The sequence below is a fragment of the Ruegeria sp. BB5 genome (assembly GCF_056539405.1).
In genome coordinates this window covers 117,558-140,270 of sequence record NZ_JBQFUX010000005.1, presented here as the reverse complement: position 1 = coordinate 140,270, position 22,713 = coordinate 117,558, and the positions used below count along the sequence as shown (strand labels likewise).

Below are 22,713 nucleotides of genomic sequence, written 5' to 3'. Positions count from 1 at the left end.
ATGCTGAAACGCTTGATTGCCCTGCTGGTTTTCTGCTGCTCGCCAGCCCTTGCGCAAGAAGAGCAGGTGGTGCTGGGTCTCAGCCAGGACCGGGTCGCCATTACCGCGACATTCGATGGTTCTGAAATCCTGATCTTCGGTGCCGTCAAACGAGAAGCACCGATCCCCGCCGGCCCACCGCTTGAGGTGATCGTGACTGTGGCCGGGCCGTCCAGCCCAGTGACAGTCCGGCGCAAGGAACGCAAACTGGGCATCTGGGTCAACACCGACAGCGTTCTGGTCGACCTTGCGCCAAGTTTCTACGCCGTCGCCACAAGCGGGCCGCTGGATAATATCCTTTTGGACACCGAGGACCTGAGATACCGGATTTCAATCGAACGCGCCATTCGCTCGGTCGGGGCAGCCATGCATATCCGAGGCGCGCAGGATTTTGCAGATGCCGTGGTGCGCATTCGCGAGGATGAGGGGCTGTATTCCATTCGCGAAAACACAGTGGCCGTGGATGAGCAAACCCTGTTCCGCACCTCAATTGCAATGCCTGCCGACCTGACCGAAGGCGACTATGCTGCGCGCATCTTCCTGACCCGCGGCAAAGAGGTGATCTCGGAATTCGAGACAACCATCGACGTGCGCAAAGTGGGGCTGGAGCGGTTTTTGTACAACATGTCCCGACAGCAACCTGTGTGGTACGGGCTGATGTCACTGGTCATTGCGATTGCAGCGGGCTGGGGGGCGTCGACTGCGTTCCGATTGCTGCGTGAAAACTAACCCCTAACCGCGCCCGATATAGGGCATCGTTGTTGCCATCACGGTCATGAACTGCACATTCGCCTCGGGCGGCAGGGTCGCCATATGCAGCACCGAGCGTGCTGCATCTTCAACCGCCATGGTCGGGTCGGGCGTCTGACCGGCCTCAACCGCGGCATCCACCAGTCCCTGTACCATCTGCGTGCGCGCGTTGCCGATGTCGATCTGACCGCAAGCAATTCCGAGGTCCCGCCCGTCCAGCGACAGACTGCGGGTCAGACCGGTGATGGCATGTTTCGTGGTCGTGTAGTGCACCGAGTTCGGGCGCGGCACATATGCGGCAATCGAGCCGTTGTTGATGATGCGCCCGCCCTGCGGCGACTGATGGCGCATGATCCGAAAAGCCTCGCGCGCGCATAGGAACATGCCGTTCAGATTGACGTTGACGGTTTGATACCAATCCTCCAGCGCGATCTCGTCGATGGTTCCGCCGGGCGCAAAGATGCCCGCATTGTTGAACAACGCGTCCAACCGGCCAGCCTTTTCCTGAAACGCGCCAAAGGCCGCATGGACCGCATCCGCGTCCGTTACATCCGCAACCATTGGGATCGCGTTTGTGCGATCCTTGGCCATCTCGTGCAACGTATCGGCACTGCGCGCCAACAGGCCCACTGTCCAGCCTTCGTTCAAGAACAATTCCGCCGTGGCCCGCCCAATGCCCGAGCTTGCGCCGGTTACTATGATGGATGTCATGTATCTTCAGCCTCCAATGTCAAGGACGCCGCCGGAACCGCGCGCAGATCATCCACACGCAGCGGATGGGTGGGCTTGGCCAGACGGTTGCGCACAACCCAGATCAACCGCTCTTGCGCGCGGGTGATGGCGACATAGGCCAGCCGCTTCCAAAGCGGCTGCCCGGCCTCGGTCCTGCCCATGCGGGCGGCGGCGTAAATATCCGGTGCAAAGACCTGTACCGTGTCCCATTGCGAGCCCTGCGCCTTGTGAATGGTTACCGCCGCGCCATGCAGAAAGGTGGCACCCATGCGGGCGGCGAAGGGGATAAAGGGTTCTTCTTCATCCGGTTTTTCGATCTTGACGATCGAGGCCGCACTGACCTGTGGGTCCTCGGCGCCCATCACGTGCAGGCGTGAAAAACCCGGCTTGCGCCCCCGTCCCAAATAGATGACTTGCGCGCCTTTGATCAGCCCGCGCGCCTCAAGGTCCAAACGTTTCTTGCGGTGTTTCAACGGCAGTTCGATGCCATCACAGATCAGTGGTTCACCTTCCAGCAGCTCGGTCTCCGGCGCGCCGTGAACTTGCCGAAACGCCTGAATCAACCGAATACGTGTGGCGTTGCGCCAGACCAGAACTGGGCTGCGGGCCATCAGATCAACCTCGACCCGCTGACCCCAGACCACGCGGTCATCCTGACGGGCGGTTTGTTCTATAAGACGTTCGAAATCCTCGAACCCCATCTTAGGGTCTGCCAGCGCGTGGGCCAGATCCAGGATAGGATTGTCCGCCTCTTGCCGGTGGACCCGGTGCAGGATCTGTTTGCGCGGCTCGGGCAAAGCGTCAAACACCATGCTGCCCGATTGATTGACAGGGGCCAGCTGCGCAGGGTCACCAAATAACAACAAGGTCGGAAAAATCTCTTGCAGGTCCTCGAATTGCCGGTCGTCCAGCATCGAGGCCTCATCGACGAACCCGATATCCAAAGGCTCGTCCCGACGTTTCCAGCCGGTGATGAAATCGGACCCGCGCAATCCGGCGGCGGCCAAGGCACCAGGGATCGATTTATTATTCGCATAAAACGCCGCTGCCCGGTCCAACGCCTCGTCCGTCAGACCTTCGATCTCGGGGCGTTCGTCATTGCCCGCCAGCCATTCGGCGATGCGTTCATATTCCGGGTCATAAACCGGGGTATAGAGAATGCGGTGAATGGTCGTTGCAGGGACCCCGCGCAGGCGCAACACGCTGGCGGCCTTGTTGGTGGGGGCCAGGATCGCAAGGCTGCGCTTTTCCTTCGCCTTGCGGCTTTCGAAATCACCCGACACAATCTGAACACCGGTTTCGGCCAAGGCCTTGTACAGCTCGGCCAGCAACAGGGTCTTGCCCGAGCCGGCTTTGCCGATCACCGCCATCACACCGGATTTGCCGTTGCCTGGCAATTTCATCAGGGCATCATCATCCAGATCTACACCGGCTGATCGCAGCATTTCAGAGATGCTGTCATAGGCGGCGGCTTGGTCGTCAGAGAAGGTCACGGGGGGCAAAGACATGGCGCGACCCTACAGGGCCGCGCCAGCTATCACCAGAGAGGGATTGGGCTTTTCGCCTGATCAGGCCGACAGAGAAAAGCGATGCTGCCGTCCGATCCCGAATGCCGTCTTGAACCACAGCCGCGACAACTCTCGCGGGATCCCCGCGCGTTCGGCCACGCGGTTGCAATCATCGGCAGAATAGGGCCACAGCCCGACCGAAATCTGATCACGCCCATGCCCTTCGGTCCCCAGAACCACCGGGGACGATCCGATCAGGCGGTAAATCCGAATCATGCGTGCATCGAAGACCCCGGCGATATGGGTCAGGCCGAACCCTTCCATCATCTCACCGCCGCTTAGCATGATGGCGCCTGCGGTGTGTGGGCTGGCCGTGCGCGACAGGCAGAACCTTGTGACCTCCCAAATCAGCGGGCTGCAGACTGGTTTGCCACCGGTCAGATGGCCGAACACCTCGTTCACCATGACCGGGCCGGTGGTCGGCAACACGCGCATTGAGCCTCCATGACTGCCGTCTTCTTCTTCCCAGATGACATAAAGCGGGTTCAGATCGTCATACCGATCCCGCTCTTCCCCTTTTTCGTTCACGTGTACGTCCCAACCCAACCGGGTTTTGAACTGATCCGCGCGATCCCGGAACATCCCTTCGGCCAGATCCGGAAACTTGTGCAGCTCATCCGCATACAAATAGCGCAACATGACTTTTTTCCCCTTGTCGTCCTGTGCAGGAACGAAGGGGGTACAAAGTCATAGTTAATTTCCCGTTCTGAGGGCGCGCGCCTCTTAAACCACTATTAATCCTCGGCTGAGCGCTGTGGCGATGGCGTGAGTGGTGTTCTGCGCCCCAAGCTTGGCCCGGGCGCCTTCGATATAGACCCGTAGCGTATGTTCAGAGATAGACAACGAATGGGCCACCTGGGCCCGGCTGTACCCCAGCGCCAGCAAGGTCATCGCGTCGACTTCGCGTGGCGACAGGCTGCGGGCAGAGTCGGGCTGTCGGTCAACTTCGAATTCCAGCGCTTTGCGGTTGAAATAATGCGCGATCAGGATCAGCTCACGACCATGACGCTCGATGAAACGCTGCCAGGTTTCATCATCACAGGTATGGTTGACCGTAAACAAGGCGAATTGCCCGTTCGGCCCCCGGATCGGGATGGAATAGCCTTGATTGCCGACACCGTGGCTTTGTGCGTCTTGCAGAAATGCCTTGGCCACTTTGCTGGACCAATCCAGCGTTTTCCAATCGACCGGGTGGAACCGCTGAAAGCACCCCAGGATTACCGGATCAATGCGGTGATAACTCTTTTCCAAATATCGCTCTGCCCAAGCATCGGGATAGGTCGTATAGCCGTACTGATCCCCGGCACCATCGACCCAGTGGTATATAAGGTGCTCGACTTTCAGCCGGTCACGCAATCGGATTGCGACGCCACTTAATTCATCAAGCGTGCTGGTGTTTTCCAAGTCCTCCAGGACTTGGCTCATATCGAGTATTTTTCCCATCCGCCGGCGTCCGTACCTCAGCCTTCATGGACGCGATCTCGGCTGCGGCGATCAGCTTGGTGTCGTCCAGCTGTTCGGCCAGCGCGATCATACCATTCTCAACAGCGAAGGCGTTGAGGTCCGACAACACGTCCAGTATCCACTCATTCTGCGCCATCAGGGTCTCTCCGAAACGGTTAACGAAGGGTTAACACAACCATAACATGTGCAGTATTTTTTTGCCTATTCGCTGCTTTCTACTCCCCCAAAACAGTGGGGTTAATTTCTATAGCCCCTTAAAATGAATAGACTTACTCTTAAAAAAAGTGACGCCCGCGAACCGTTAACACGATTCGCGGGCACCATTACCTGATTTTGGTGCGGCTCAACCGCGGGCGTCCAAAACCTCTTCCAGAGTGCGCATTCCGGTTTGCGGAGCTTGAACCAAGACCGACATGTTGCCCGGCTTATGCTCGTTGCGCATCATCTTCATGTGCGCATCGGGTAGTTCATTCCACGAGAACACCTCGGACATGCATGGGTCCAGGCGACGCTCGACCATCAGCTGGTTCGCAGCAGCCGCTTGTTTCAGATGCGCAAAGTGCGAACCCTGCAGACGCTTCTGGTGCATCCACATATAGCGCACGTCGAAGGTCAGGTTATAGCCGGTGGTGCCGGCGCAGATCACAACCATGCCGCCCTTTTTCACCACGAAGGTCGACACCGGGAAGGTGCTTTCGCCGGGGTGTTCAAACACCATGTCGACATTGTTGCCCTTGCCGGTGATGTCCCAGATGGCCTTGCCGAACTTGCGTGCTTCTTTGAACCAATCGGCATATTCCGGGGTGTTCACTGTGGGCAATTGGCCCCAGCAGTTAAAGTCTTTGCGGTTCAGAACACCCTTAGCACCCAGACCCATTACAAAGTCACGTTTGCTTTCGTCCGAGATCACGCCGATTGCGTTTGCACCCGCAGTGTTGATCAACTGGATTGCATATGAGCCCAGACCACCCGACGCACCCCAAACCAGAACGTTCTGGCCCGGCTTCAGATCGTGTGGTTCGTGACCGAACAGCATCCGGTATGCGGTGGCCAGCGTCAGCGTGTAGCAGGCGCTTTCTTCCCATGTCAGGTGCTTGGGGCGCGGCATCAGCTGCTGTGCCTGAACATTAGTGAACTGAGCGAACGACCCGTCCGGCGTCTCATAACCCCAGATCCGCTGGCTGTCCGAATACATCGGATCGCCGCCGTTACAGGCTTCGTCGTCACCGTCATCCTGGTTGCAGTGGATTACGACTTCGTCGCCCACTTTCCAGCGCTTGACCTTGTCGCCTACGGCCCAAACGATGCCCGACGCATCCGATCCAGCAATGTGGAACGGCTGTCCGTGACCATCAAACGGGCTGATCGGTTTACCCAACGACGCCCAGACGCCGTTGTAGTTGACGCCAGCGGCCATCACCAGAACCAGCACCTCGTGGCTGTCCAGCTTGGGGACATCTACCACTTCCAGCTGCATGGCCGTGTCCGGCTCGCCATGGCGTTCCTTGCGGATCGCCCATGCATACATTTGTTTCGGGACAAACCCCATCGGAGGGATTTCACCCATCTCATAGAGGTCTTTTTCCGGTGCCTCGTACGACGCGATGCCGCTATCGGTGTCCAGAGCCATGTTGGCCTCCTTTTCTATAATCCTTGCCGCAACGCAGAATCGGCGGCTTTACCCGATGAGTATTTTCCATCGAGCAATATTGCAACCCATTTTGAGTTCATTTTGTAATTTTATGACCCAGCGGGTGCAGAAATTTCTTTTGCAGTCGCAGAAATCACTTGCCCTGCATCCAGTGGCGCCGAGGCTGCATAATAGTTCAACAGGTCAACTCTTTGACCTGACGACGATAATATCCCGCCCTCGCGTTTCAGAATGCGGCGATCCACCAATTGCTGAATACTAGCCTCGATTGCACTGTGCTCCAATGGTGTAGAACTTCCGTTGCGTCGCAGCAGTTGGTCTATCAGCGCCACCGCGTCTGTTTCGGCAATTTCGCCCTTTTCACGCACCAACCAACACGTAGCAGGCCCCGGAACCAGCGGAATCGCTTTACCAATGCCCACCATCAAGTCCCGCGCCAGATCGGTCATCAGGTTGGTTTTGTGGTCCGCCCGGAACGACTGCAGCGAAACAGGCTGGCCGTACCGCACCGAAGCCACGCCGAATCGCTGATAACGACCTACCAACCGTCGGCCGACCTGTTTGATAATCCACCAGGCGATGACCCCGATCCTGGCCCGAAACCTGCGTTCATTTCCCAGCGCCGCTTTGGTCAGGATTGTATCCTCTAGCACGCGGTCATAATTCAGCGCGACGGGTACAAAAACAACGTCCCTACCGTCGGGGGTGGTGGCATCAATGATGTATTTGAGCAGCCCCAGCTTTGGCCGACCCAGTGCGCCGGTCAAGCTAAGACCGCCCTCGGGGAACATGGCTTGTGTCACGCCCGCTTCGGTCGCGTGCCGCACATAGCAAGCCAGCACCTGCCGATAAAGCTCACTGCCCGATTTGCGGCGGATAAAGTAGGCACCCATTGCCCGGATCAAACGGCTAAGCGGCCAGACGCGCGCCCATTCCCCAACTGCATAAGACAGCGCAGATTGTTGCGCCGCCAGATAGGTCACCAACACATAGTCCATATTGCTGCGATGATTCATGACGAAAACAACCGTCGCCTCTGGGTCAATGTTGCGCAGGGCTTTTTCGTCCATATAGCTAAGACGCACGTTATAAAACGCGTTGCTCAGCATACGAGTCAGGCGGATGGCGATGCTGAAATAGGCTACCGCTGAAAAGGACGGAACGATTTCGCGCGCATAACGACGGGCCGTTTCAAAGGCCACGGCCTCGGGAACACGTTCCTCGCGTGCAAAGTTCTGAACCGCCTGCCCGACCTGCGGGTCATAAATCAGCCGCTGAATCATGTCATGTCGATGCGCCAGCTTGAACGGCTGGATAGGTCGCTGCAGGCGTTTGTTCAGGCGTTTGACTGCCCGCTCAAGCCGGCGGCGAAAAAACCAGCGCACCGAAGGAAACAGAAAATGCGAGGCCAGAGTGACCGCGGCAAACACCACGATCAGCAAAAACAGCCAAAGCGGAAGTTCCACGGTCTGAGTCATGCACGCACCCTGCCACCAAACCGGGCCACCTACAATCTGAAGAACCTGAAATGCCGCGACGCAGCGAATTGACATATCCCGAAAATTGCGCTTTAGAGGCCAGTGACGTAATTTTCTTGCCCACCCGCAACACGAGGCCCAGCTATGACGCAGACGCAGAAAGATCGCCCTTGGCTCATCCGAACCTATGCCGGTCATTCCACCGCCAAGGCCTCAAACGCGCTGTATCGCGGGAATTTGGCGAAGGGACAGACCGGTCTTTCCGTGGCTTTCGACCTGCCGACGCAGACCGGTTACGACAGCGATCACACATTGGCGCGCGGCGAGGTCGGCAAGGTTGGCGTTCCGATCAGCCATCTGGGCGACATGCGGGTATTGTTCGATCAGATTCCATTGGAACAGATGAACACCTCGATGACTATCAACGCCACCGCCCCTTGGTTGCTGGCGCTTTATATCGCTGTGGCCGAGGAACAGGGCGCGGACGTGTCCAAGCTGCAAGGCACCGTGCAGAACGACCTGATCAAGGAATACCTGAGCCGCGGCACCTATGTCTGCCCGCCAAAACCGTCGCTGAAGATGATCGCGGACGTGGCCGAGTATTGCTATACCAACGTGCCGAAATGGAACCCGATGAATGTGTGTTCCTATCACTTGCAAGAAGCCGGCGCGACACCCGAACAAGAGCTGGCCTATGCACTTGCCACGGCCATCGCCGTATTGGATGAGCTGCGCCCCCGCGTCCCAGCCGAGGATTTCCCGGCGCTTTGCGGTCGTATTTCGTTCTTTGTGAACGCGGGCATCCGCTTTGTCACCGAAATGTGCAAGATGCGAGCTTTCGTGGATCTTTGGGACGAGATTCTGCAACAACGCTATGGCGTCGAGGATTCAAAATACCGTCGGTTCCGCTATGGTGTTCAGGTCAACTCGCTGGGTCTGACCGAGCAGCAGCCCGAAAACAACGTCTATCGCATCCTGATCGAAATGCTTGCCGTGACCTTGTCGAAAAAGGCCCGGGCCCGTGCTGTGCAATTGCCCGCATGGAATGAAGCGTTGGGTTTGCCACGCCCGTGGGATCAGCAATGGTCGATGCGGATGCAGCAAATCCTGGCCTATGAAACCGACTTGCTGGAATATGGTGACCTGTTTGACGGCAACCCCGCCGTGGACGCTAAGGTTGAAGTGCTGAAAGCAGGCGCGCGGGCTGAATTGGGCAACCTCGAATCGATGGGCGGCGCGGTGGCGTCGATCGAATACATGAAATCCCGTCTGGTCGATTCCAACGCCGAACGTCTGAACCGGATCGAACGGAATGAAACCGTTGTGGTCGGTGTAAACAAGTGGACACAGGGAGAACCCTCACCGCTGGAGACCGAAGACGGCGGTATCATGGTCGTCGACCCGGCCGTCGAACAAGAACAGATCAACCGCCTGAATGAATGGCGCGCAGATCGTGACGACGCAGCCGTCGCGGCGGCTTTGGCCGCACTACGCGAGGCGGCGCGATCCGGCACCAACGTGATGGAGCCGTCAATCGCCGCCGCCAAGGCAGGTGTCACCACCGGCGAGTGGGCTGAAGAAATGCGCAAGGTCTACGGCACCTACCGTGGCCCAACCGGCGTGTCCGGCTCGGTGTCGAACAAGACCGAAGGGCTGGAGGATCTGCGCGCTGCTGTTGATGCGGTCAGTGACAAACTGGGGCGCCGCCTGAAATTCCTGGTGGGTAAGCCGGGATTGGACGGCCATTCAAACGGAGCCGAGCAAATCGCCTTCCGCGCCCGCGATTGCGGCATCGACATCAGCTATGAAGGCATTCGCCTGACGCCCGAGGAAATCGTCACGGCTGCCATTGAAGACAAGGCCCATGTCATCGGTCTGTCGATTCTGTCCGGCAGCCACATCCCATTGGTGCAAGACGTCATGACCCGCCTGCGCGAAGCCGGGCTGAACGATGTCCCTGTCGTGGTCGGGGGGATCATTCCCGATGATGATGCAGCGAAACTCAAGGCAATGGGCGTTGCCAAAATCTATACGCCCAAGAACTTTGAGTTGAATGTAATCATGGGCGATATCGTAACTCTGGTCGATCCGCAAAATATCGCGGCTGAATAGTTCAACCTTTTTTGGGAAATCTCTGTTTCTATTCCCCTTCACGAGGGGATAGATAAATTTCGGATTTGGAATTACGGTGGACTATTGCGTCCACGTATGACGAAGTGCGGAATGGAGAAAAAAATGGCGATCAGCCTAGATAAAATGTCTCGAAAAGAACTGCTTGAATTGCGCGACCGGGTGGAAATCGCGCTTAAAACCGCGGAAAAGCGTGATCGCAAAGAGGCTTTGAAAGCGGCCGAAAAGGCCGCCGCTGAGTTCGGATTTTCACTTTCAGACCTATCTGGCAATGGCTCAAAGCTACCTAAAAGCCCGAAAGCCAACGCAAAATACAAGAATCCGTCCAATCCTGAACAAACCTGGTCGGGCCGAGGCCGCAAACCGCAATGGGTTCATGACGCGTTAAAAGCCGGGGCAGATATCTCGGATTTGGAAATCTGACAGGAATTGAGTGAAAAATGACAATTCATATTGGCGCAGAAAAAGGTGAAATTGCTGAAACCGTTTTAATGCCCGGTGATCCCTATCGGGCGAAATGGGCGGCAGAGACCTTTTTGCAGAATGCCAGGCTGGTCAATAATGTGCGGGGCATGCTGGGTTTCACCGGAACCTGGAAAGGAAACCCGGTTTCAATTCAGGGCAGCGGCATGGGGATGCCGTCCTTGTCGATTTACGCCAATGAACTGATCCGCGATTTTGGTGCTAAAACCCTGATCCGCATCGGATCGTGCGGCGGGATGCAGGACAGTGTCAATATCCGCGATGTGATATTGGCGATGACCTCGACCACGCTCAGCACGCCATCACGCGGCATTCTGAAAGAATTGAACTTTGCCCCCTGCGCCGACTGGGGTTTGCTACAGGCGGCGGCTCAGGCGGCGGCTGCGAAAGGGACACCCACGCATATCGGCGGGATTTATTCGTCGGACGTGTTTTATGACGAACGACCTGATTTGAATGAACAGATGGTGCGACACGGCATTCTGGGGGTCGAAATGGAGGCCGCCGAATTGTATATCCTCGCCGCGCGTCACAATTGCCGTGCGCTGGCCGTTCTGACCGTGTCCGATCACCTGCTGACGGGTGAGGCACTGCCGTCGTCCGAACGCGAAAGCAGCTTTGGGGATATGGTGGAAATCGCGCTGCAAGCAGCATTTCCCGACGCGGCATAGCCACAGTCTGGGCGAATGATCGCCCTGCTGTCCTATTTCCCTTTCAGGCAACTGGTCGGTGTATTCGCGCCTTCGTGCTGTGCCCCGCAATAGGCACAAACCCAGACGCCTTCCTTGCGGTGCTGCCGCCATCGGCAATCGCGCGTCAACGACGACGTCCGTGATCGCCAGATAAAATAGGCGAACACTCCGGCCGCCAGTACTAACAACAGAATGGGCATGCTTATGCATTGCCCAATCCAAGGAGAAATTCAAGCGTTAGGCGGCGTTTGCGTATTCGAACAATTCAGGCTCGTGAACCTCAGCCACCGGCGCAGGTTCCGGCGTGTAATAAGCCCAAGCTTGTTCCAACAGTTCCAGAGCTTCAGCAGCGTTCGTTTTAGAGTTTTGGTCTTGCATCGGAGCGATCCCGTTTCGGTTCCATCACTCCTCCCCTGTTGAAAGGGTAAGCAGTCCAACAACTGACTTCATCACATCTTTTTGCAATCTCGGCATGACAAAACTGCATAAAAGGCTGGCACTTGCATCTGCCGGCCTTTCTCGTTTTTCGCCAATTACGCGATCATACAAGCATTCGCTTTAGCGGCTTGTTCTTCGCTGACGCCGTTGCCGGAAACGAACACCTCAGTCTGCTTACCATCCTGAAGGGTGTATTGAGTGGTAAATGCCCCCCCAATTCCGGCCTGTTTTGCACAGTCTACCTGTTTGAATGCTAAGTCCGCCCGGTCGCTGCCCGATCCACCACACGCTGAAAGAATGGTGATGGCAGAAATTGAAAAGGCTATTAGTAGTCTTTGGGTCATTGATGTACTCCGATTTTACAATGCCCGCATAACACGAAAAAACCCGGAGTGTTTCCACCCCGGGTTTTGTCTTCTTTTGTGGCTGTGATCAAACGGACCGATCGACCATCATCTTCTTGATCTCGGCAATTGCCTTGGCCGGGTTCAGCCCCTTGGGACAGGTCTTGGCACAGTTCATGATCGTATGGCAGCGATACAGCTTGAAGGGATCTTCCAGCTCGTCCAGACGCTCACCCGTGGCTTCATCGCGGCTGTCGATGATCCAACGATAGGCATGCAGCAACGCGGCGGGCCCAAGGTAGCGATCGCCGTTCCACCAGTAACTCGGGCACGAGGTCGAGCAGCTGGCGCACATCACACATTCATACAAACCATCCAGCTTTTTGCGGTCTTCGATCGACTGCTTCCACTCTTTCGCGGGGCGGTTGGTCTTGGTTTCCAACCACGGCATGATCGAAGCGTGCTGGGCATAGAAATGCGTCAGATCGGGGATCAGGTCCTTAACCACCGGCATATGCGGCAGCGGATAGATTTTCACGTCGCCCTTGATCTCATCCATACCGTAGATACAGGCCAGCGTGTTGATCCCGTCGATATTCATTGCGCAGGACCCACAAATCCCTTCGCGGCACGAGCGGCGGAAGGTCAGGGTCGGATCGATCTCGTTCTTGATCTTTATCAGCGCATCCAGAATCATCGGCCCACAGTTGTCCATATCGACGAAATAGGTGTCGAGCTGGGGGTTTTTGCCGTCATCCGGGTTCCAGCGATAGATCTGGAACTTACGCACATTGGTCGCGCCTTCGGGTTTGGGCCAGGTTTTGCCCGTCGTGATGCGCGAATTCTTTGGGAGGGTCAGTTGTACCATAAGTTCCTCTCCTTAGAACGTCCGCGCCTTCGGCGCGATTTTCTTGAGGCTGATGCCACCTTCTTCTTCAGTGGTCAGCGGATCGGCTATGACCGGGCGATAGCTGAGCTCAACCTTGTTGCCCTCAACCCGCGAAACAGTATGGACACGCCAGTTTTCGTCGTCACGCTCGGTGAAGTCTTCATGCGCATGGGCACCGCGGGATTCCTTGCGTGCCTCGGCACCAACGATGGTAGCCAGCGCGCTTGGCATCAGGTTGGTCAGTTCCAGAGATTCCATCAGATCACTGTTCCACACCAGCGAACGGTCGGAGACCTTCAGGTCGTCCATCTTGGCCGCGATCACCGTCATCTTTTCGACGCCTTCGGCCATGGTTTTGGCAGTCCTGAATACGGCTGCGTCTTCCTGCATGGTCCGCTGCATTTCAAGCCGCAGATCAGCGGTAGGGATTGCGCCGCTGGCATTCCGCACAGCATCAAACCGGTCAAACGCCTTATCAACCGACGCTTGGTTCAGAACCGGGTTCGACGCTTTGGCATCGACAACTTCACCGGCCCGGATCGCGGCCGCCCGGCCAAACACCACAAGGTCAATCAGCGAGTTCGAGCCCAAACGGTTCGCGCCATGGACCGAGGCACAACCCGCTTCACCCACGGCCATCAGGCCCGGTACAACAGCCGTTGGGTTATCGGCTGTGGGGTTCAGAACCTCGCCCCAATAGTTAGTCGGAATGCCACCCATGTTATAGTGCACGGTCGGTAGAACCGGGATCGGTTCCTTGGTCACGTCCACACCTGCAAACACACGCGCCGATTCCGAGATGCCCGGCAGACGTTCCGCCAGCGCTTCGGCCGGTAGGTGGCTGAGATTCAGGTGGATGTGGTCGCCGTTGTCACCATGGCCACGGCCTTCGCGGATCTCCATGGTCATCGAACGCGAAACATAGTCGCGCGGCGCGAGGTCCTTGTATTGGGGCGCGTAACGCTCCATGAACCGTTCACCTTCCGAATTGGTCAGGTAGCCACCCTCGCCCCGTGCGCCTTCGGTGATCAGGCAGCCCGAACCGTAGATGCCGGTCGGGTGGAACTGCACGAATTCCATATCCTGCAGCGCCAGGCCCGCGCGGGCCACCATACCGCCACCGTCACCGGTGCAGGTATGGGCCGACGTGGCGCTGAAATAGGCACGGCCGTAGCCGCCGGTCGCCAGTACCACCATCTTGGCGTTGAAGACGTGCATCGTTCCGTCGTCAAGTTTCCAGCAGACGACACCCTGACACTGCCCGTCCTCGGACATGATCAGATCGATGGCGAAGTATTCGATGTAGAACTCGGCGTTGTTCTTCAGCGACTGACCATACAGCGTGTGCAGGATCGCGTGGCCTGTCCGGTCGGCTGCAGCACAGGTGCGCTGCACGGCAGGACCTTCGCCGAATTCGGTTGTGTGGCCACCGAAGGGACGCTGATAAATCTTGCCTTCTTCGGTCCGGCTAAAGGGCACGCCGTAGTGCTCCAGCTCATACACCGCTTTGGGTGCTTCACGGGCCAGATATTCCATCGCGTCGGTGTCACCCAACCAGTCCGAGCCCTTGACGGTATCGTACATGTGCCACTGCCAGTGGTCCGGTCCCATGTTAGACAGAGATGCCGCGATGCCGCCCTGCGCCGCAACCGTGTGCGAGCGTGTCGGGAACACTTTGGTGACGCATGCAGTGCGTAGGCCCTGTTCGGCCATGCCCAGCGTCGCCCGCAGACCTGCACCACCTGCGCCTACGACAACGACGTCGTATTCGTGGGTTTCATATTCATATGCTGCTGTCATTGTTCTTGTTCCTTACCGCGCATCACAGGGCGAGCTTGACCAGAGCGAACAGCCCGGCCGCGATCAGCGTGTAGCCCAAGGCCCACATTGCAACGAGCGAGACTTTCTCGAGAACACCATGGACATAATCTTCGATGGTTTCCTGCGCCTCATACATCAGCTGTTGCATGCCCACGACCAAAGTCAGAGCGGTCACAATTGCCGGGAATGGGTGGCTGAAATAGGCGACGACTTCTTCGTATGTGCCGCCGATACCGGCCCCGAAGGTGAAGATGAAGATCGGAACCAGCACGGTCAGGATCATCGCCCGGACCATGGTGCGCCAATGTGTTTGTGTTCCGGATTTCCCTGCGCCCAGACCCTGCGCGCGTTTACGGTCAGTCAGATATCGCATGTGCCGTCCCCTTAAACCGCAATCACAGTGATAATGGTCAGGATGGTCGCACCGACGAACATGCCTAGACCCAGTTTCTCAGAGACCTCAACATCAAGGCAGTAGCCGAAATCCCAAAAGACGTGACGCAGACGACCCAGCGTGTGATACCACAGCGCCCAGGTGGCCAAGGTCAGGAGGATGTCGCCGAACCAGCTGCGCAAAAATCCGTCGATGGCCAGAAACGCGCTTTCCGATGTCGAAGCGGCCAACAGCCACCAGACGATCAGGATTGCAACGGCAAAGACGCCCAATCCCGAGAGGCGAACCATGATCGACGACAACGAAGTCATCTGGGGGCGATAGATCATAATGTGTGGCGAGAGCGGGCGGTTGCCCCGATTGACATCGGCCATGTCGGCTCCTCTTTCGTTGGCTACCGGTCGTTTTACTGTTTTTTGCCCTTCTGTCACGTGCTGCATGCGCAAAAATGGGTAAAAAGGGTTCAAAATAGCAGATTTCATCAGTTTGTGATCACGCAAAATAATACTGTGATCACGAAAACTCTTCCAAGCCTTGAATGTTAGCGTTTTCAGGGAACAAGCATTGTGATCACGAATCTGCTACTGCTGCTCCAAAGCCGCTGATTGCTGTGTAACTTCGCGCAACAGCTTCTTTCGAATCCGCTCGGGGTAATCGGCAAACCCCGCTGCCGACACCACAAATGCGCCCTCGCCGACAATGACATTTTCAAAGAAATAGGCGGTCAGGTCCGGTTCGCTTTCCTCGATCGCAATTGCGTTTACCGTCACCCCGCGTGTGCGCAACGCCCTGTGCGTCTCGGTTGGTTCGACACCCTCGTTCGACACCCCATCGCCCGAAATGTCTATCAGATGCCGTTTGCAATCCGCCACCGCATCGAAGCTGGACATGGTCATCTCAAGCGCCTCACCGATAGCGGTTGAAAAGTTACGCCAAACCCTGGGGTCGTCGGCAACTTGATCGGCAAACCGTTCAAGCGTGTCAAAGCTATCGATCCGGGTCCACGGGATCGTCACCTTTTGACGCGAGGACCCGGTCCACTGCACCAGCATCAACTGTGCCTGCCCCCGCACCAGCGCCTCGGACACCAAGGGGTCGCGCAACCCGGCGGCCAGCCCATCCATCTGTATCCGGTATTCCGTCGTATCGACCGAACCGGATACGTCCACTGCCAAAGCCAACGCCAGATCGCACGCGACAGCGGGCGGCGTCAGAAACAGGAAGGCAGCAAGTGATCGAAGTAAGACCATGATCGCAGCCTAGCATGATTGACACAGGCTGCGATCAAATGAATGTGGGGCGTGCTCAGATTGGCATCAGCGCCCAATAATCAAGGTCCAACAGGACGTTCGGCTGATACCGGCCATCTTCGTTTTTCAGCGCAAACGGCTCTCCACCCTTTGTCGCGACCAGCCGCAGACGGATGGCACCCACGCCCGGCACACCAGTTTCGGCCTTGTCCAGAACCTCGGACCAAGCCTTGATTGTGTCGCCTGCGAAGCAGGGGTTGGCATGGGCGCCGCCGTTCAGGCCGACAATCATCTGCGCATTGGCCAGACCGTTGAACGACAATGTCCGCGCCATCGAAATTACGTGGCCACCATAAATCAAACGACCATCGGGCCGGAAGGTCAGGTCGAAATGCACTTTGGCTGTGTTCTGCCACAGCCGGGTGGCAAGCATATGCTCGGCCTCCTCCACCGTCACGCCGTCGACATGATCAATGGTTTCGCCAATCTCGTAATCACCCCAACGATGCGCCTCGCCCGATTGGGCAAAATCGTAATTCGAGAAATCCAACCCCGTAGGCACCACCAGGTCTTTGGGCTCAAGCACTTTTTTCAGGTCCGGTACAACCGCCTCGGGGGCGGGGGCGTCAAGGTTCGATTTGCGCACCATCACCCAGCGGACATATTCGATCACGACCTCATCGCGCTGATTCAGGCCACGCGTGCGTACCCAGACCACGCCAGTCTTGCCGTTCGAATTCTGCTTGACCCCGATTACCTCGGATTCAGAGCGCAGCGTATCGCCCGGATAGACCGGCAACAGCCAGCGTCCCTCAGCATAGCCCAGATTGGCAACCGCGTTCAGCGAGATGTCTGGCACGGTCTTGCCAAACACCACGTGGAAAGCAGCCAGATCGTCAATCGGGCTTTGCTGCAAGCCGCAATTCCGAGCAAATTCATCCGACGAATAAAGCGCGTGCCGCGCCGGGTAGAGCGCATGATACAGCGCCCGCTCTCCGTCAGTTACAGTACGCGGCACGGCGTGATGCAGCACCTGACCAACAGAGTAGTCCTCGAAAAAGCGGCCCGGATTTGTCTTTGCCATTATTGCTGTCCCAGTTTCATATCGGAGGAATAGTCGGCCTCGACCTCTTTGGTCACAGCCTGCGCACACCGCATCATGCGGCTGTTTTCGTCATAGGCGTAAGACGGGTCGCCATACAGCTCCCACCCTTTTGCCAAGGCGTCTGACACTTTGTGGCAGAAGGCGGATGTGTCTTCCTCGGTCAGCAGGCGATAGAGTTTTGCCATGATGTCATTTCCTTAAGATGGGAACGGAGACGGACCAACCAGCCCGTGAATATAGCCGATCACACCCAACAACACGATCGAGGCGACAAAAAACATCGCGTCCTTGCCATAGGTACCGGGTTCACCGGGCGTCCAATCGGGCTCGGACTTGTTGATCACAATGACCTCGACAACAGCCCAGGCCAACAGCCCGCCGAACAGAATGATCGAGGCCAAGTCGCCGTTAACCAGCAAATGCGCAAAAGCCCACAGCTTGAAACCGCCCAGCATCGGATGGCGAAGCTTGTTCAACAGGCGACCCTTGGTGCCTGCGGGGCTCATCATATAGATCGCGATCAACACCATCAGGTTGTTTATGTGGATCATGAAAGATGGTGGTGCCCAGACGAAAACGGTATCGGTCATGCGATAGCCGAAGATCATTAGCAGGATTGCCACGACCAGCGCCAGCGCAACCGCGCCTTTGCCCGCGCTGCCCATCGCCGCGCGCTGCGCCGGCATGACGCGTTGGAACAGATGAGCGGCCCACCACAGCGCCACCCCAAGGATCAGAAGAACAAAGCCCATTGCTGGCTTACCCCGCTTGCAAAGCTGAAATCGCCTCTGCTTTTGCCAGAATTTCGCGGGCTGTTACAACATGCAGGTTTTCAACGATCTTCCCATCCACGACGGCAACGCCCTGCCCTTGTGCCTCGGTCTCTTCAAACGCTGCAATCTGACGGCGGGCCAAGTCGATCTCGGCCTCTGACGGCGCAAAGGCCGCGTTGGTGATGTTGATCTGCGCCGGGTGGATCAGCGTCTTGCCGTCAAAACCCATGTCACGGCCTTGTTCGCATTCTGCGGCCAGACCAGCCTCATCCTTGAATGCGTTATAGACACCATCCACGATGATCAGCCCATGGGCCTTGGCGGCCAGCACACACAGGCCCAGCGATGTCATCAACGGCAGTCGGTCCGGACGGAACCGGGTTTGCAGATCTTTGGCCAGATCGTTGGTGCCCATGACAAAGCCTGCCATCAACGGATGCGCTGCAATCTCGGCCGCGTTCAACATCCCTTGCGGAGTTTCCATCATCGCCCAGATCGGCATGTCGCCGGTGATCGCGGCCAGCGCGTCCACGTCAGCGGCCGAACCCACCTTGGGCAACAACACGGCATCCGCGTCCATCTCGCGTACGGCTTCGGCGTCGGCACGGCCCCATTCGGTATCCAGCCCGTTGATGCGCACGATCCTGACCCGGTCACCATACCCGCCAGCAGCCAGTGCCGCCCTGAGCGTTTCGCGCGCATTGACCTTTTCGTCGGCGGCAACGGCATCTTCAAGATCAAAGATGATCGCATCCACTGGCAAGGTGCGGGCCTTATCCAGCGCCCGATCGCGCGAGCCGGGGATATAGAGAACGGAACGATAGGGGCGCTGACGGGGGTCCATTGGCCTCTCCCTTTGAAAGAATGTTGCGCGGAATGGGGCATTTTTTGTCGGAAAGTTCAAGGGCAAAATCGCCGCACTGCAGCATAGGCGACGCAACGTGCGGACCTTTAACCGAATTTCTGCCCGCCGGACGCACCCTGATTGCGATGGAATCGAAAGGGGTGAGCAATGAAAACGACGCTGTTCAAGATGACGATGGGCCTTGGGATCATGGTTCTGGCCGCACAACAGGTACAGGCCCGCACCTGTGCCCCGCGCGAGGACATAGTGAGGCGCCTGACTGAGACCTACGGCGAAACACGCCGCAGTATCGGCGTCGCGCGGCAAGGGACCGTGATGGAGGTTTACGCTTCGGATCAAAGCGGCAGCTGGACGATCACGGTGACATTGCCGGACGGAATAACTTGCCTGGTCGCCTCGGGCCAGGCCTATGATGATATGGCCGAGGCGCTGCCGCCCAACGTCTAGGTCAACGCGTCCCAGATCAGCTTGCTGCCGGTCAATGTCAGCAGCACATAGGCGATGCCAAAGAACAGGCGCTCGGACAGCATGAAATGCGCCCGGACGCCCAGCCAAGCACCCAGAATAGCAAAGGGCGTCAGCAGCAGGTCAGCCCAAGCGGTGTGCCAGGTGAACAGCCCCAGATAGGCATAAGGCACAAACTTCGCGATATTGATGACCCAGAAAACCAGCACGGTCGACGCCTGAAACTGAGTCTTCGTCAAGCGCTGCGACAGCAGGTAGACCGCGGCCGGGGGCCCTCCGGCGTGGCTGACGAAACTGGTAAACCCGGCAATCAACCCCGCAAACAGACCCGCAGGTGGCGGCAGGCGATTGGCAAAGCCGCGCACCCAGCCCTTAGTCTGTGAAAAATGCCAAATCACAAATCCGACAGAAATTCCGCCGATCAACAATCGCAGCAGGTCATCATTGGTGGCGCGATACAACCACGCCCCCAGCGCAACCCCCGGCACAGCGCCCAGTATTAACAGGCGTGAATCCGGCCAGCTCCACCGTTTCCAGTATGGGCCAAGGGTGGCCACATCGATCACCATCAGGATCGGCAACATCAGCGCAAGCGCCTGCCCGGGTTCAAGTATCAGGGCCAGAATCGACGAGGACGCAAACGCCACCCCCGACCCGAACCCGCCCTTCGAGATTCCGGCAAAGACCACCGCAGGGATCGCCACGGCAAAAAACATCAAGTTCAATTCGAACATGTGGCGTCCTGCAAATTGGCCTGTCTAAAAGGCCGTTTAGCGCAATCACACGGCCGGGTGCAAATGGTATGCGGTTGCATGCCGCGCCCAAGGGTACTTGCGCGAAACCCATTTAACGACTAGCAAAACCGCGATTTCAAAACCGACCGGAGATAATCCAAATGGCCAGACCCAAGATCGCGCTGATCGGCGCAGGTCAGATCGGCGGCACGCTCGCCCACCTCGCAGCAATGAAAGAACTGGGTGACGTCGTCCTGTTCGACATCGCCGAAGGCACCCCCGAAGGCAAGGCGCTGGACATCGCTGAATCCGGCCCGTCCGAAGGCTTTGACGCCAAGCTGAAAGGCACTCAGTCCTACGAAGATATCGCTGGCGCCGACGTCTGCATCGTGACCGCTGGCGTCCCTCGCAAGCCGGGCATGAGCCGCGACGACCTGTTGGGCATCAACCTGAAGGTCATGAAATCTGTCGGCGAAGGCATTGCGGCCAACGCACCCGACGCGTTCGTCATCTGTATCACCAACCCGCTGGACGCGATGGTCTGGGCGCTGCGTGAATTCTCGGGCCTGCCGCACAACAAGGTCTGCGGTATGGCAGGTGTTCTGGATTCGGGCCGCTTTGCTCATTTCCTGGCCGAAGAGTTCAACGTCTCGATGAAAGACGTCACCGCGTTTGTTCTGGGCGGCCATGGCGACACTATGGTGCCGTCGGTCCGTTACTCGACCGTCGCTGGTATCCCGCTGCCCGATCTGGTCGAAATGGGCTGGACCACGCAAGACAAGCTGGACGCTATCGTACAGCGCACCCGTGACGGCGGTGCCGAAATTGTTGGCCTGCTGAAAACCGGTTCGGCCTTCTACGCACCGGCCACGTCGGCAATCGAAATGGCCGAAGCCTATCTGAAAGACCAAAAGCGCGTCCTGCCCTGCGCAGCCTATTGCGAAGGTGAGCTGGGCGTCAGCGGCCTGTACGTGGGCGTACCCACCGTGATCGGCGCGGGCGGTATTGAAAGGATCGTCGACATCAACTTGAACGAAGAAGAGCAGGCTGGTTTCGACAATTCGGTCAACGCGGTGAAGGGCCTGATCGAGGCGTGCAAAGGCATCGACAGCTCGCTGGCCTGATCCCTTCTGTGAGAATTCTGAAAGCCGGTCCTTTTCAGGTCCGGCTTTTCTATTGCCCGTTTGCCCAAGTCTGAATGGAGCTACTGAAAATGTTGGCGCAAACGTTTTTAATTTTGTTTTTGAATGTGTTTTTGGCAGGTTTGGTTTCAGATTCGAATCAAGTAACTGCCCGAGAATGAATTGTGATCACACCCCAAAAAACTGTGATCACAAATAACAAAAATCTTCGCTAAAAAGCTCTTCGCCGTCAAAAAAGCCTTTATATTTGCGCTCTACAGCCCTCTATAACAGGGTAATCGTAGTCAGACGGGACAGTGTTGATGAACATTCACGAATATCAGGCCAAAGCTCTTCTTCGCAGCTATGGCGCTCCGGTCTCCGAGGGACGCGCGGTTCTGCGCGCCGAGGAAGCCAAAACCGCAGCCGGTGAACTGGACGGCCCGCTTTGGGTTGTCAAAGCGCAAATCCACGCAGGTGGACGCGGCAAAGGTAGCTTTAAAGAGGCCGATGCCGGTGAAAAAGGCGGCGTGCGTCTGACCAAATCGGTGGAAGAAGCCGCCGAAGAAGCCAAGAAGATGCTGGGCCGCACGCTGGTTACGCATCAGACCGGCCCGGCGGGCAAACAGGTTAACCGCATTTATATCGAAGCCGGTTCCGGCATCGAGCGTGAACTGTACCTGGCCCTGCTGGTGGATCGCCAGACCAGCCGCATTTCCTTCGTCTGTTCGACCGAAGGCGGCATGGACATCGAAGAAGTGGCCGCAGCCACGCCCGAGAAAATCCTGTCCTTCTCGGTTGACCCTGCAACCGGCTATCAGCCCTATCACGGCCGTCGCATCGCCTTCTCGTTGGGTCTGGAAGGTGCGCAGGTCAAGCAATGCGTTAAGCTGATGGGTCAGCTCTATAACGCCTTCGTCGAGAAGGACATGGAGATGCTGGAGATCAACCCGCTGATCGTGTCCGACAGCGGCGACCTCAAGGTGCTGGACGCCAAGGTCGGATTTGACGGCAACGCGGTCTACCGCCACCCCGACATCGCCGAACTGCGCGACACGACCGAGGAAGACCCCAAGGAACTCGAAGCCTCGAAATACGACCTGAACTACATCGCGTTGGACGGTGAGATTGGCTGCATGGTCAACGGCGCCGGTTTGGCGATGGCGACGATGGACATCATCAAGCTGTACGGGGCTGAGCCTGCCAACTTCCTCGACGTGGGTGGCGGTGCGACCAAAGAGAAAGTGACCGAAGCGTTCAAGATCATCACTTCGGACCCGCAGGTCAAAGGCATCCTGGTCAACATCTTCGGCGGCATCATGCGCTGTGACGTCATCGCCGAGGGCGTTGTCGCCGCGGTGAAAGAGGTGGGCCTGCAGGTCCCGCTGGTCGTGCGTCTGGAAGGCACCAATGTCGAGAAAGGCAAAGAGATCATCAACACCTCTGGCTTGGACGTGATCGCGGCGGACAACCTGAAAGATGGTGCCGAGAAAATCGTTAAGGCGGTTAAGGGTTAATCTAGTTCCA

The 22,713-nt window shown here is 57.5% G+C and carries 25 protein-coding genes and 1 pseudogene; 7 read left to right on the top strand and 19 right to left on the bottom strand.

Annotated elements, in window-relative coordinates; translation table 11 throughout:
* Positions 1–768, top strand: a complete 768-nt coding sequence (locus ACR0DL_RS13590; RefSeq protein ID WP_170350596.1) for a TIGR02186 family protein — start codon at positions 1–3, stop codon at positions 766–768.
* 3 nt (positions 769–771) lie between these two features.
* On the opposite strand, the gene ACR0DL_RS13585 is transcribed toward ACR0DL_RS13590, so the two are convergent.
* From ACR0DL_RS13585 to ACR0DL_RS13555, 7 genes are all read right to left on the bottom strand, one after another.
* Positions 772–1,500, bottom strand: coding sequence for an SDR family oxidoreductase (locus ACR0DL_RS13585; protein ID WP_170412735.1), 729 nt, complete (start codon positions 1,498–1,500; stop codon positions 772–774).
* A complete protein-coding gene (locus ACR0DL_RS13580) occupies positions 1,497–3,029 on the bottom strand; it encodes an ATP-dependent DNA helicase (RefSeq protein WP_480689623.1) in 1,533 nt (510 codons plus the stop codon). The genes ACR0DL_RS13585 and ACR0DL_RS13580 overlap by 4 nt, the downstream gene beginning before the upstream one ends.
* A 60-nt stretch (positions 3,030–3,089) precedes the next feature.
* Positions 3,090–3,728: an acyl-homoserine-lactone synthase gene (locus ACR0DL_RS13575; RefSeq protein WP_170350599.1), complete on the bottom strand. Its 639-nt coding sequence runs from the start codon at positions 3,726–3,728 to the stop codon at positions 3,090–3,092.
* An 84-nt stretch (positions 3,729–3,812) separates the two neighbouring features.
* Complete coding sequence (locus ACR0DL_RS13570; protein WP_170361413.1) at positions 3,813–4,532, bottom strand: helix-turn-helix transcriptional regulator; 720 nt, start codon at positions 4,530–4,532, stop codon at positions 3,813–3,815.
* The gene (locus tag ACR0DL_RS13565) at positions 4,471–4,689 is read right to left on the bottom strand and encodes a hypothetical protein (RefSeq protein ID WP_170350439.1); all 219 of its coding nucleotides are present in this window, start codon (positions 4,687–4,689) and stop codon (positions 4,471–4,473) included. Before ACR0DL_RS13565 ends, ACR0DL_RS13570 begins: the two co-directional genes overlap by 62 nt.
* A 207-nt stretch (positions 4,690–4,896) precedes the next feature.
* Entirely contained in the window at positions 4,897–6,183 is a 1,287-nt protein-coding gene (ccrA, locus tag ACR0DL_RS13560) for a crotonyl-CoA carboxylase/reductase (protein ID WP_170377733.1), read from the bottom strand.
* 110 nt (positions 6,184–6,293) lie between these two features.
* Complete coding sequence (locus tag ACR0DL_RS13555) at positions 6,294–7,682, bottom strand: 1-acyl-sn-glycerol-3-phosphate acyltransferase (RefSeq protein ID WP_480689621.1); 1,389 nt, start codon at positions 7,680–7,682, stop codon at positions 6,294–6,296.
* A 135-nt stretch (positions 7,683–7,817) separates the two neighbouring features.
* On the opposite strand from ACR0DL_RS13555, the pseudogene ACR0DL_RS13550 reads away from it, so the two are divergent.
* The 3 genes and pseudogenes from ACR0DL_RS13550 to deoD all read left to right on the top strand — a co-directional run.
* Positions 7,818–9,794 (top strand): annotated as a pseudogene (locus tag ACR0DL_RS13550) (methylmalonyl-CoA mutase family protein); the annotation flags it as partial.
* Positions 9,795–9,917: 123 nt separating this feature from the next.
* Positions 9,918–10,235 carry an H-NS histone family protein gene (locus ACR0DL_RS13545; RefSeq protein WP_480689619.1) on the top strand — a complete coding sequence of 106 codons (318 nt, stop codon included), beginning with the start codon at positions 9,918–9,920 and terminating at the stop codon, positions 10,233–10,235.
* Between the two features lie 17 nt (positions 10,236–10,252).
* Positions 10,253–10,966, top strand: a complete 714-nt coding sequence (gene deoD, locus ACR0DL_RS13540) for a purine-nucleoside phosphorylase (protein WP_425081673.1) — start codon at positions 10,253–10,255, stop codon at positions 10,964–10,966.
* Between the two features lie 258 nt (positions 10,967–11,224).
* Here deoD and ACR0DL_RS13535 read toward each other — a convergent pair whose 3' ends face one another.
* The 11 genes from ACR0DL_RS13535 to ACR0DL_RS13485 form a co-directional block, all read right to left on the bottom strand.
* Positions 11,225–11,365: a hypothetical protein gene (locus ACR0DL_RS13535; RefSeq protein WP_170516755.1), complete on the bottom strand. Its 141-nt coding sequence runs from the start codon at positions 11,363–11,365 to the stop codon at positions 11,225–11,227.
* A 155-nt stretch (positions 11,366–11,520) separates the two neighbouring features.
* Positions 11,521–11,769: a hypothetical protein gene (locus tag ACR0DL_RS13530; RefSeq protein ID WP_480689617.1), complete on the bottom strand. Its 249-nt coding sequence runs from the start codon at positions 11,767–11,769 to the stop codon at positions 11,521–11,523.
* A gap of 88 nt (positions 11,770–11,857) precedes the next feature.
* Complete coding sequence (locus ACR0DL_RS13525; protein ID WP_170361401.1) at positions 11,858–12,637, bottom strand: succinate dehydrogenase iron-sulfur subunit; 780 nt, start codon at positions 12,635–12,637, stop codon at positions 11,858–11,860.
* A gap of 12 nt (positions 12,638–12,649) precedes the next feature.
* Positions 12,650–14,458: a succinate dehydrogenase flavoprotein subunit gene (gene sdhA, locus ACR0DL_RS13520; RefSeq protein ID WP_170377745.1), complete on the bottom strand. Its 1,809-nt coding sequence runs from the start codon at positions 14,456–14,458 to the stop codon at positions 12,650–12,652.
* A 22-nt stretch (positions 14,459–14,480) separates the two neighbouring features.
* A complete protein-coding gene (locus ACR0DL_RS13515) occupies positions 14,481–14,852 on the bottom strand; it encodes a succinate dehydrogenase, hydrophobic membrane anchor protein (protein ID WP_480689615.1) in 372 nt (123 codons plus the stop codon).
* Between the two features lie 11 nt (positions 14,853–14,863).
* The gene (gene sdhC, locus ACR0DL_RS13510) at positions 14,864–15,247 is read right to left on the bottom strand and encodes a succinate dehydrogenase, cytochrome b556 subunit (RefSeq protein WP_170397177.1); all 384 of its coding nucleotides are present in this window, start codon (positions 15,245–15,247) and stop codon (positions 14,864–14,866) included.
* 207 nt (positions 15,248–15,454) lie between these two features.
* Positions 15,455–16,123: a DUF1194 domain-containing protein gene (locus ACR0DL_RS13505; protein WP_170551612.1), complete on the bottom strand. Its 669-nt coding sequence runs from the start codon at positions 16,121–16,123 to the stop codon at positions 15,455–15,457.
* A 55-nt stretch (positions 16,124–16,178) separates the two neighbouring features.
* A complete protein-coding gene (locus tag ACR0DL_RS13500; RefSeq protein ID WP_480648155.1) occupies positions 16,179–17,207 on the bottom strand; it encodes a MaoC family dehydratase in 1,029 nt (342 codons plus the stop codon).
* Entirely contained in the window at positions 17,207–17,413 is a 207-nt protein-coding gene (locus ACR0DL_RS13495; protein WP_170350615.1) for a DUF1737 domain-containing protein, read from the bottom strand. Before ACR0DL_RS13495 ends, ACR0DL_RS13500 begins: the two co-directional genes overlap by 1 nt.
* Before the next feature lie 12 nt (positions 17,414–17,425).
* Complete coding sequence (locus tag ACR0DL_RS13490; RefSeq protein ID WP_480689613.1) at positions 17,426–17,980, bottom strand: NnrU family protein; 555 nt, start codon at positions 17,978–17,980, stop codon at positions 17,426–17,428.
* A 7-nt stretch (positions 17,981–17,987) separates the two neighbouring features.
* Complete coding sequence (locus tag ACR0DL_RS13485) at positions 17,988–18,845, bottom strand: HpcH/HpaI aldolase/citrate lyase family protein (RefSeq protein WP_480689611.1); 858 nt, start codon at positions 18,843–18,845, stop codon at positions 17,988–17,990.
* A 168-nt stretch (positions 18,846–19,013) separates the two neighbouring features.
* Here ACR0DL_RS13485 and ACR0DL_RS13480 point away from each other — a divergent pair, with 168 nt between their 5' ends.
* Positions 19,014–19,313: a hypothetical protein gene (locus ACR0DL_RS13480; protein WP_170551624.1), complete on the top strand. Its 300-nt coding sequence runs from the start codon at positions 19,014–19,016 to the stop codon at positions 19,311–19,313.
* On the opposite strand, the gene ACR0DL_RS13475 is transcribed toward ACR0DL_RS13480, so the two are convergent.
* The gene (locus tag ACR0DL_RS13475) at positions 19,310–20,065 is read right to left on the bottom strand and encodes a sulfite exporter TauE/SafE family protein (RefSeq protein ID WP_425081679.1); all 756 of its coding nucleotides are present in this window, start codon (positions 20,063–20,065) and stop codon (positions 19,310–19,312) included. The genes ACR0DL_RS13480 and ACR0DL_RS13475 overlap by 4 nt on opposite strands.
* 161 nt (positions 20,066–20,226) lie before the next feature.
* Here ACR0DL_RS13475 and mdh point away from each other — a divergent pair, with 161 nt between their 5' ends.
* Entirely contained in the window at positions 20,227–21,189 is a 963-nt protein-coding gene (gene mdh, locus ACR0DL_RS13470; RefSeq protein WP_170377759.1) for a malate dehydrogenase, read from the top strand.
* Between the two features lie 320 nt (positions 21,190–21,509).
* Complete coding sequence (gene sucC / locus ACR0DL_RS13465; protein ID WP_170350625.1) at positions 21,510–22,703, top strand: ADP-forming succinate--CoA ligase subunit beta; 1,194 nt, start codon at positions 21,510–21,512, stop codon at positions 22,701–22,703.
* The last annotated feature ends 10 nt before the right edge of the window (positions 22,704–22,713 follow it).

Coding starts and splice junctions, on each gene's coding strand:
- sdhC (WP_170397177.1), bottom strand. CDS start 15,247: ATGGCCGATGTCAATCGGGGCAACCGCCCGCTCTCGCCACACATTATG.
- ACR0DL_RS13500 (WP_480648155.1), bottom strand. CDS start 17,207: ATGGCAAAGACAAATCCGGGCCGCTTTTTCGAGGACTACTCTGTTGGT.
- ACR0DL_RS13515 (WP_480689615.1), bottom strand. CDS start 14,852: ATGCGATATCTGACTGACCGTAAACGCGCGCAGGGTCTGGGCGCAGGG.
- mdh (WP_170377759.1), top strand. CDS start 20,227: ATGGCCAGACCCAAGATCGCGCTGATCGGCGCAGGTCAGATCGGCGGC.
- deoD (WP_425081673.1), top strand. CDS start 10,253: ATGACAATTCATATTGGCGCAGAAAAAGGTGAAATTGCTGAAACCGTT.
- sdhA (WP_170377745.1), bottom strand. CDS start 14,458: ATGACAGCAGCATATGAATATGAAACCCACGAATACGACGTCGTTGTC.
- ACR0DL_RS13495 (WP_170350615.1), bottom strand. CDS start 17,413: ATGGCAAAACTCTATCGCCTGCTGACCGAGGAAGACACATCCGCCTTC.
- ACR0DL_RS13480 (WP_170551624.1), top strand. CDS start 19,014: ATGAAAACGACGCTGTTCAAGATGACGATGGGCCTTGGGATCATGGTT.
- ACR0DL_RS13545 (WP_480689619.1), top strand. CDS start 9,918: ATGGCGATCAGCCTAGATAAAATGTCTCGAAAAGAACTGCTTGAATTG.
- ACR0DL_RS13575 (WP_170350599.1), bottom strand. CDS start 3,728: ATGTTGCGCTATTTGTATGCGGATGAGCTGCACAAGTTTCCGGATCTG.
- sucC (WP_170350625.1), top strand. CDS start 21,510: ATGAACATTCACGAATATCAGGCCAAAGCTCTTCTTCGCAGCTATGGC.
- ACR0DL_RS13585 (WP_170412735.1), bottom strand. CDS start 1,500: ATGACATCCATCATAGTAACCGGCGCAAGCTCGGGCATTGGGCGGGCC.
- ccrA (WP_170377733.1), bottom strand. CDS start 6,183: ATGGCTCTGGACACCGATAGCGGCATCGCGTCGTACGAGGCACCGGAA.
- ACR0DL_RS13535 (WP_170516755.1), bottom strand. CDS start 11,365: ATGCAAGACCAAAACTCTAAAACGAACGCTGCTGAAGCTCTGGAACTG.
- ACR0DL_RS13590 (WP_170350596.1), top strand. CDS start 1: ATGCTGAAACGCTTGATTGCCCTGCTGGTTTTCTGCTGCTCGCCAGCC.
- ACR0DL_RS13570 (WP_170361413.1), bottom strand. CDS start 4,532: ATGGGAAAAATACTCGATATGAGCCAAGTCCTGGAGGACTTGGAAAAC.
- ACR0DL_RS13565 (WP_170350439.1), bottom strand. CDS start 4,689: ATGGCGCAGAATGAGTGGATACTGGACGTGTTGTCGGACCTCAACGCC.
- ACR0DL_RS13580 (WP_480689623.1), bottom strand. CDS start 3,029: ATGTCTTTGCCCCCCGTGACCTTCTCTGACGACCAAGCCGCCGCCTAT.
- ACR0DL_RS13555 (WP_480689621.1), bottom strand. CDS start 7,682: ATGACTCAGACCGTGGAACTTCCGCTTTGGCTGTTTTTGCTGATCGTG.
- ACR0DL_RS13530 (WP_480689617.1), bottom strand. CDS start 11,769: ATGACCCAAAGACTACTAATAGCCTTTTCAATTTCTGCCATCACCATT.
- ACR0DL_RS13505 (WP_170551612.1), bottom strand. CDS start 16,123: ATGGTCTTACTTCGATCACTTGCTGCCTTCCTGTTTCTGACGCCGCCC.
- ACR0DL_RS13475 (WP_425081679.1), bottom strand. CDS start 20,065: ATGTTCGAATTGAACTTGATGTTTTTTGCCGTGGCGATCCCTGCGGTG.
- ACR0DL_RS13525 (WP_170361401.1), bottom strand. CDS start 12,637: ATGGTACAACTGACCCTCCCAAAGAATTCGCGCATCACGACGGGCAAA.
- ACR0DL_RS13485 (WP_480689611.1), bottom strand. CDS start 18,845: ATGGACCCCCGTCAGCGCCCCTATCGTTCCGTTCTCTATATCCCCGGC.
- ACR0DL_RS13490 (WP_480689613.1), bottom strand. CDS start 17,980: ATGGGCTTTGTTCTTCTGATCCTTGGGGTGGCGCTGTGGTGGGCCGCT.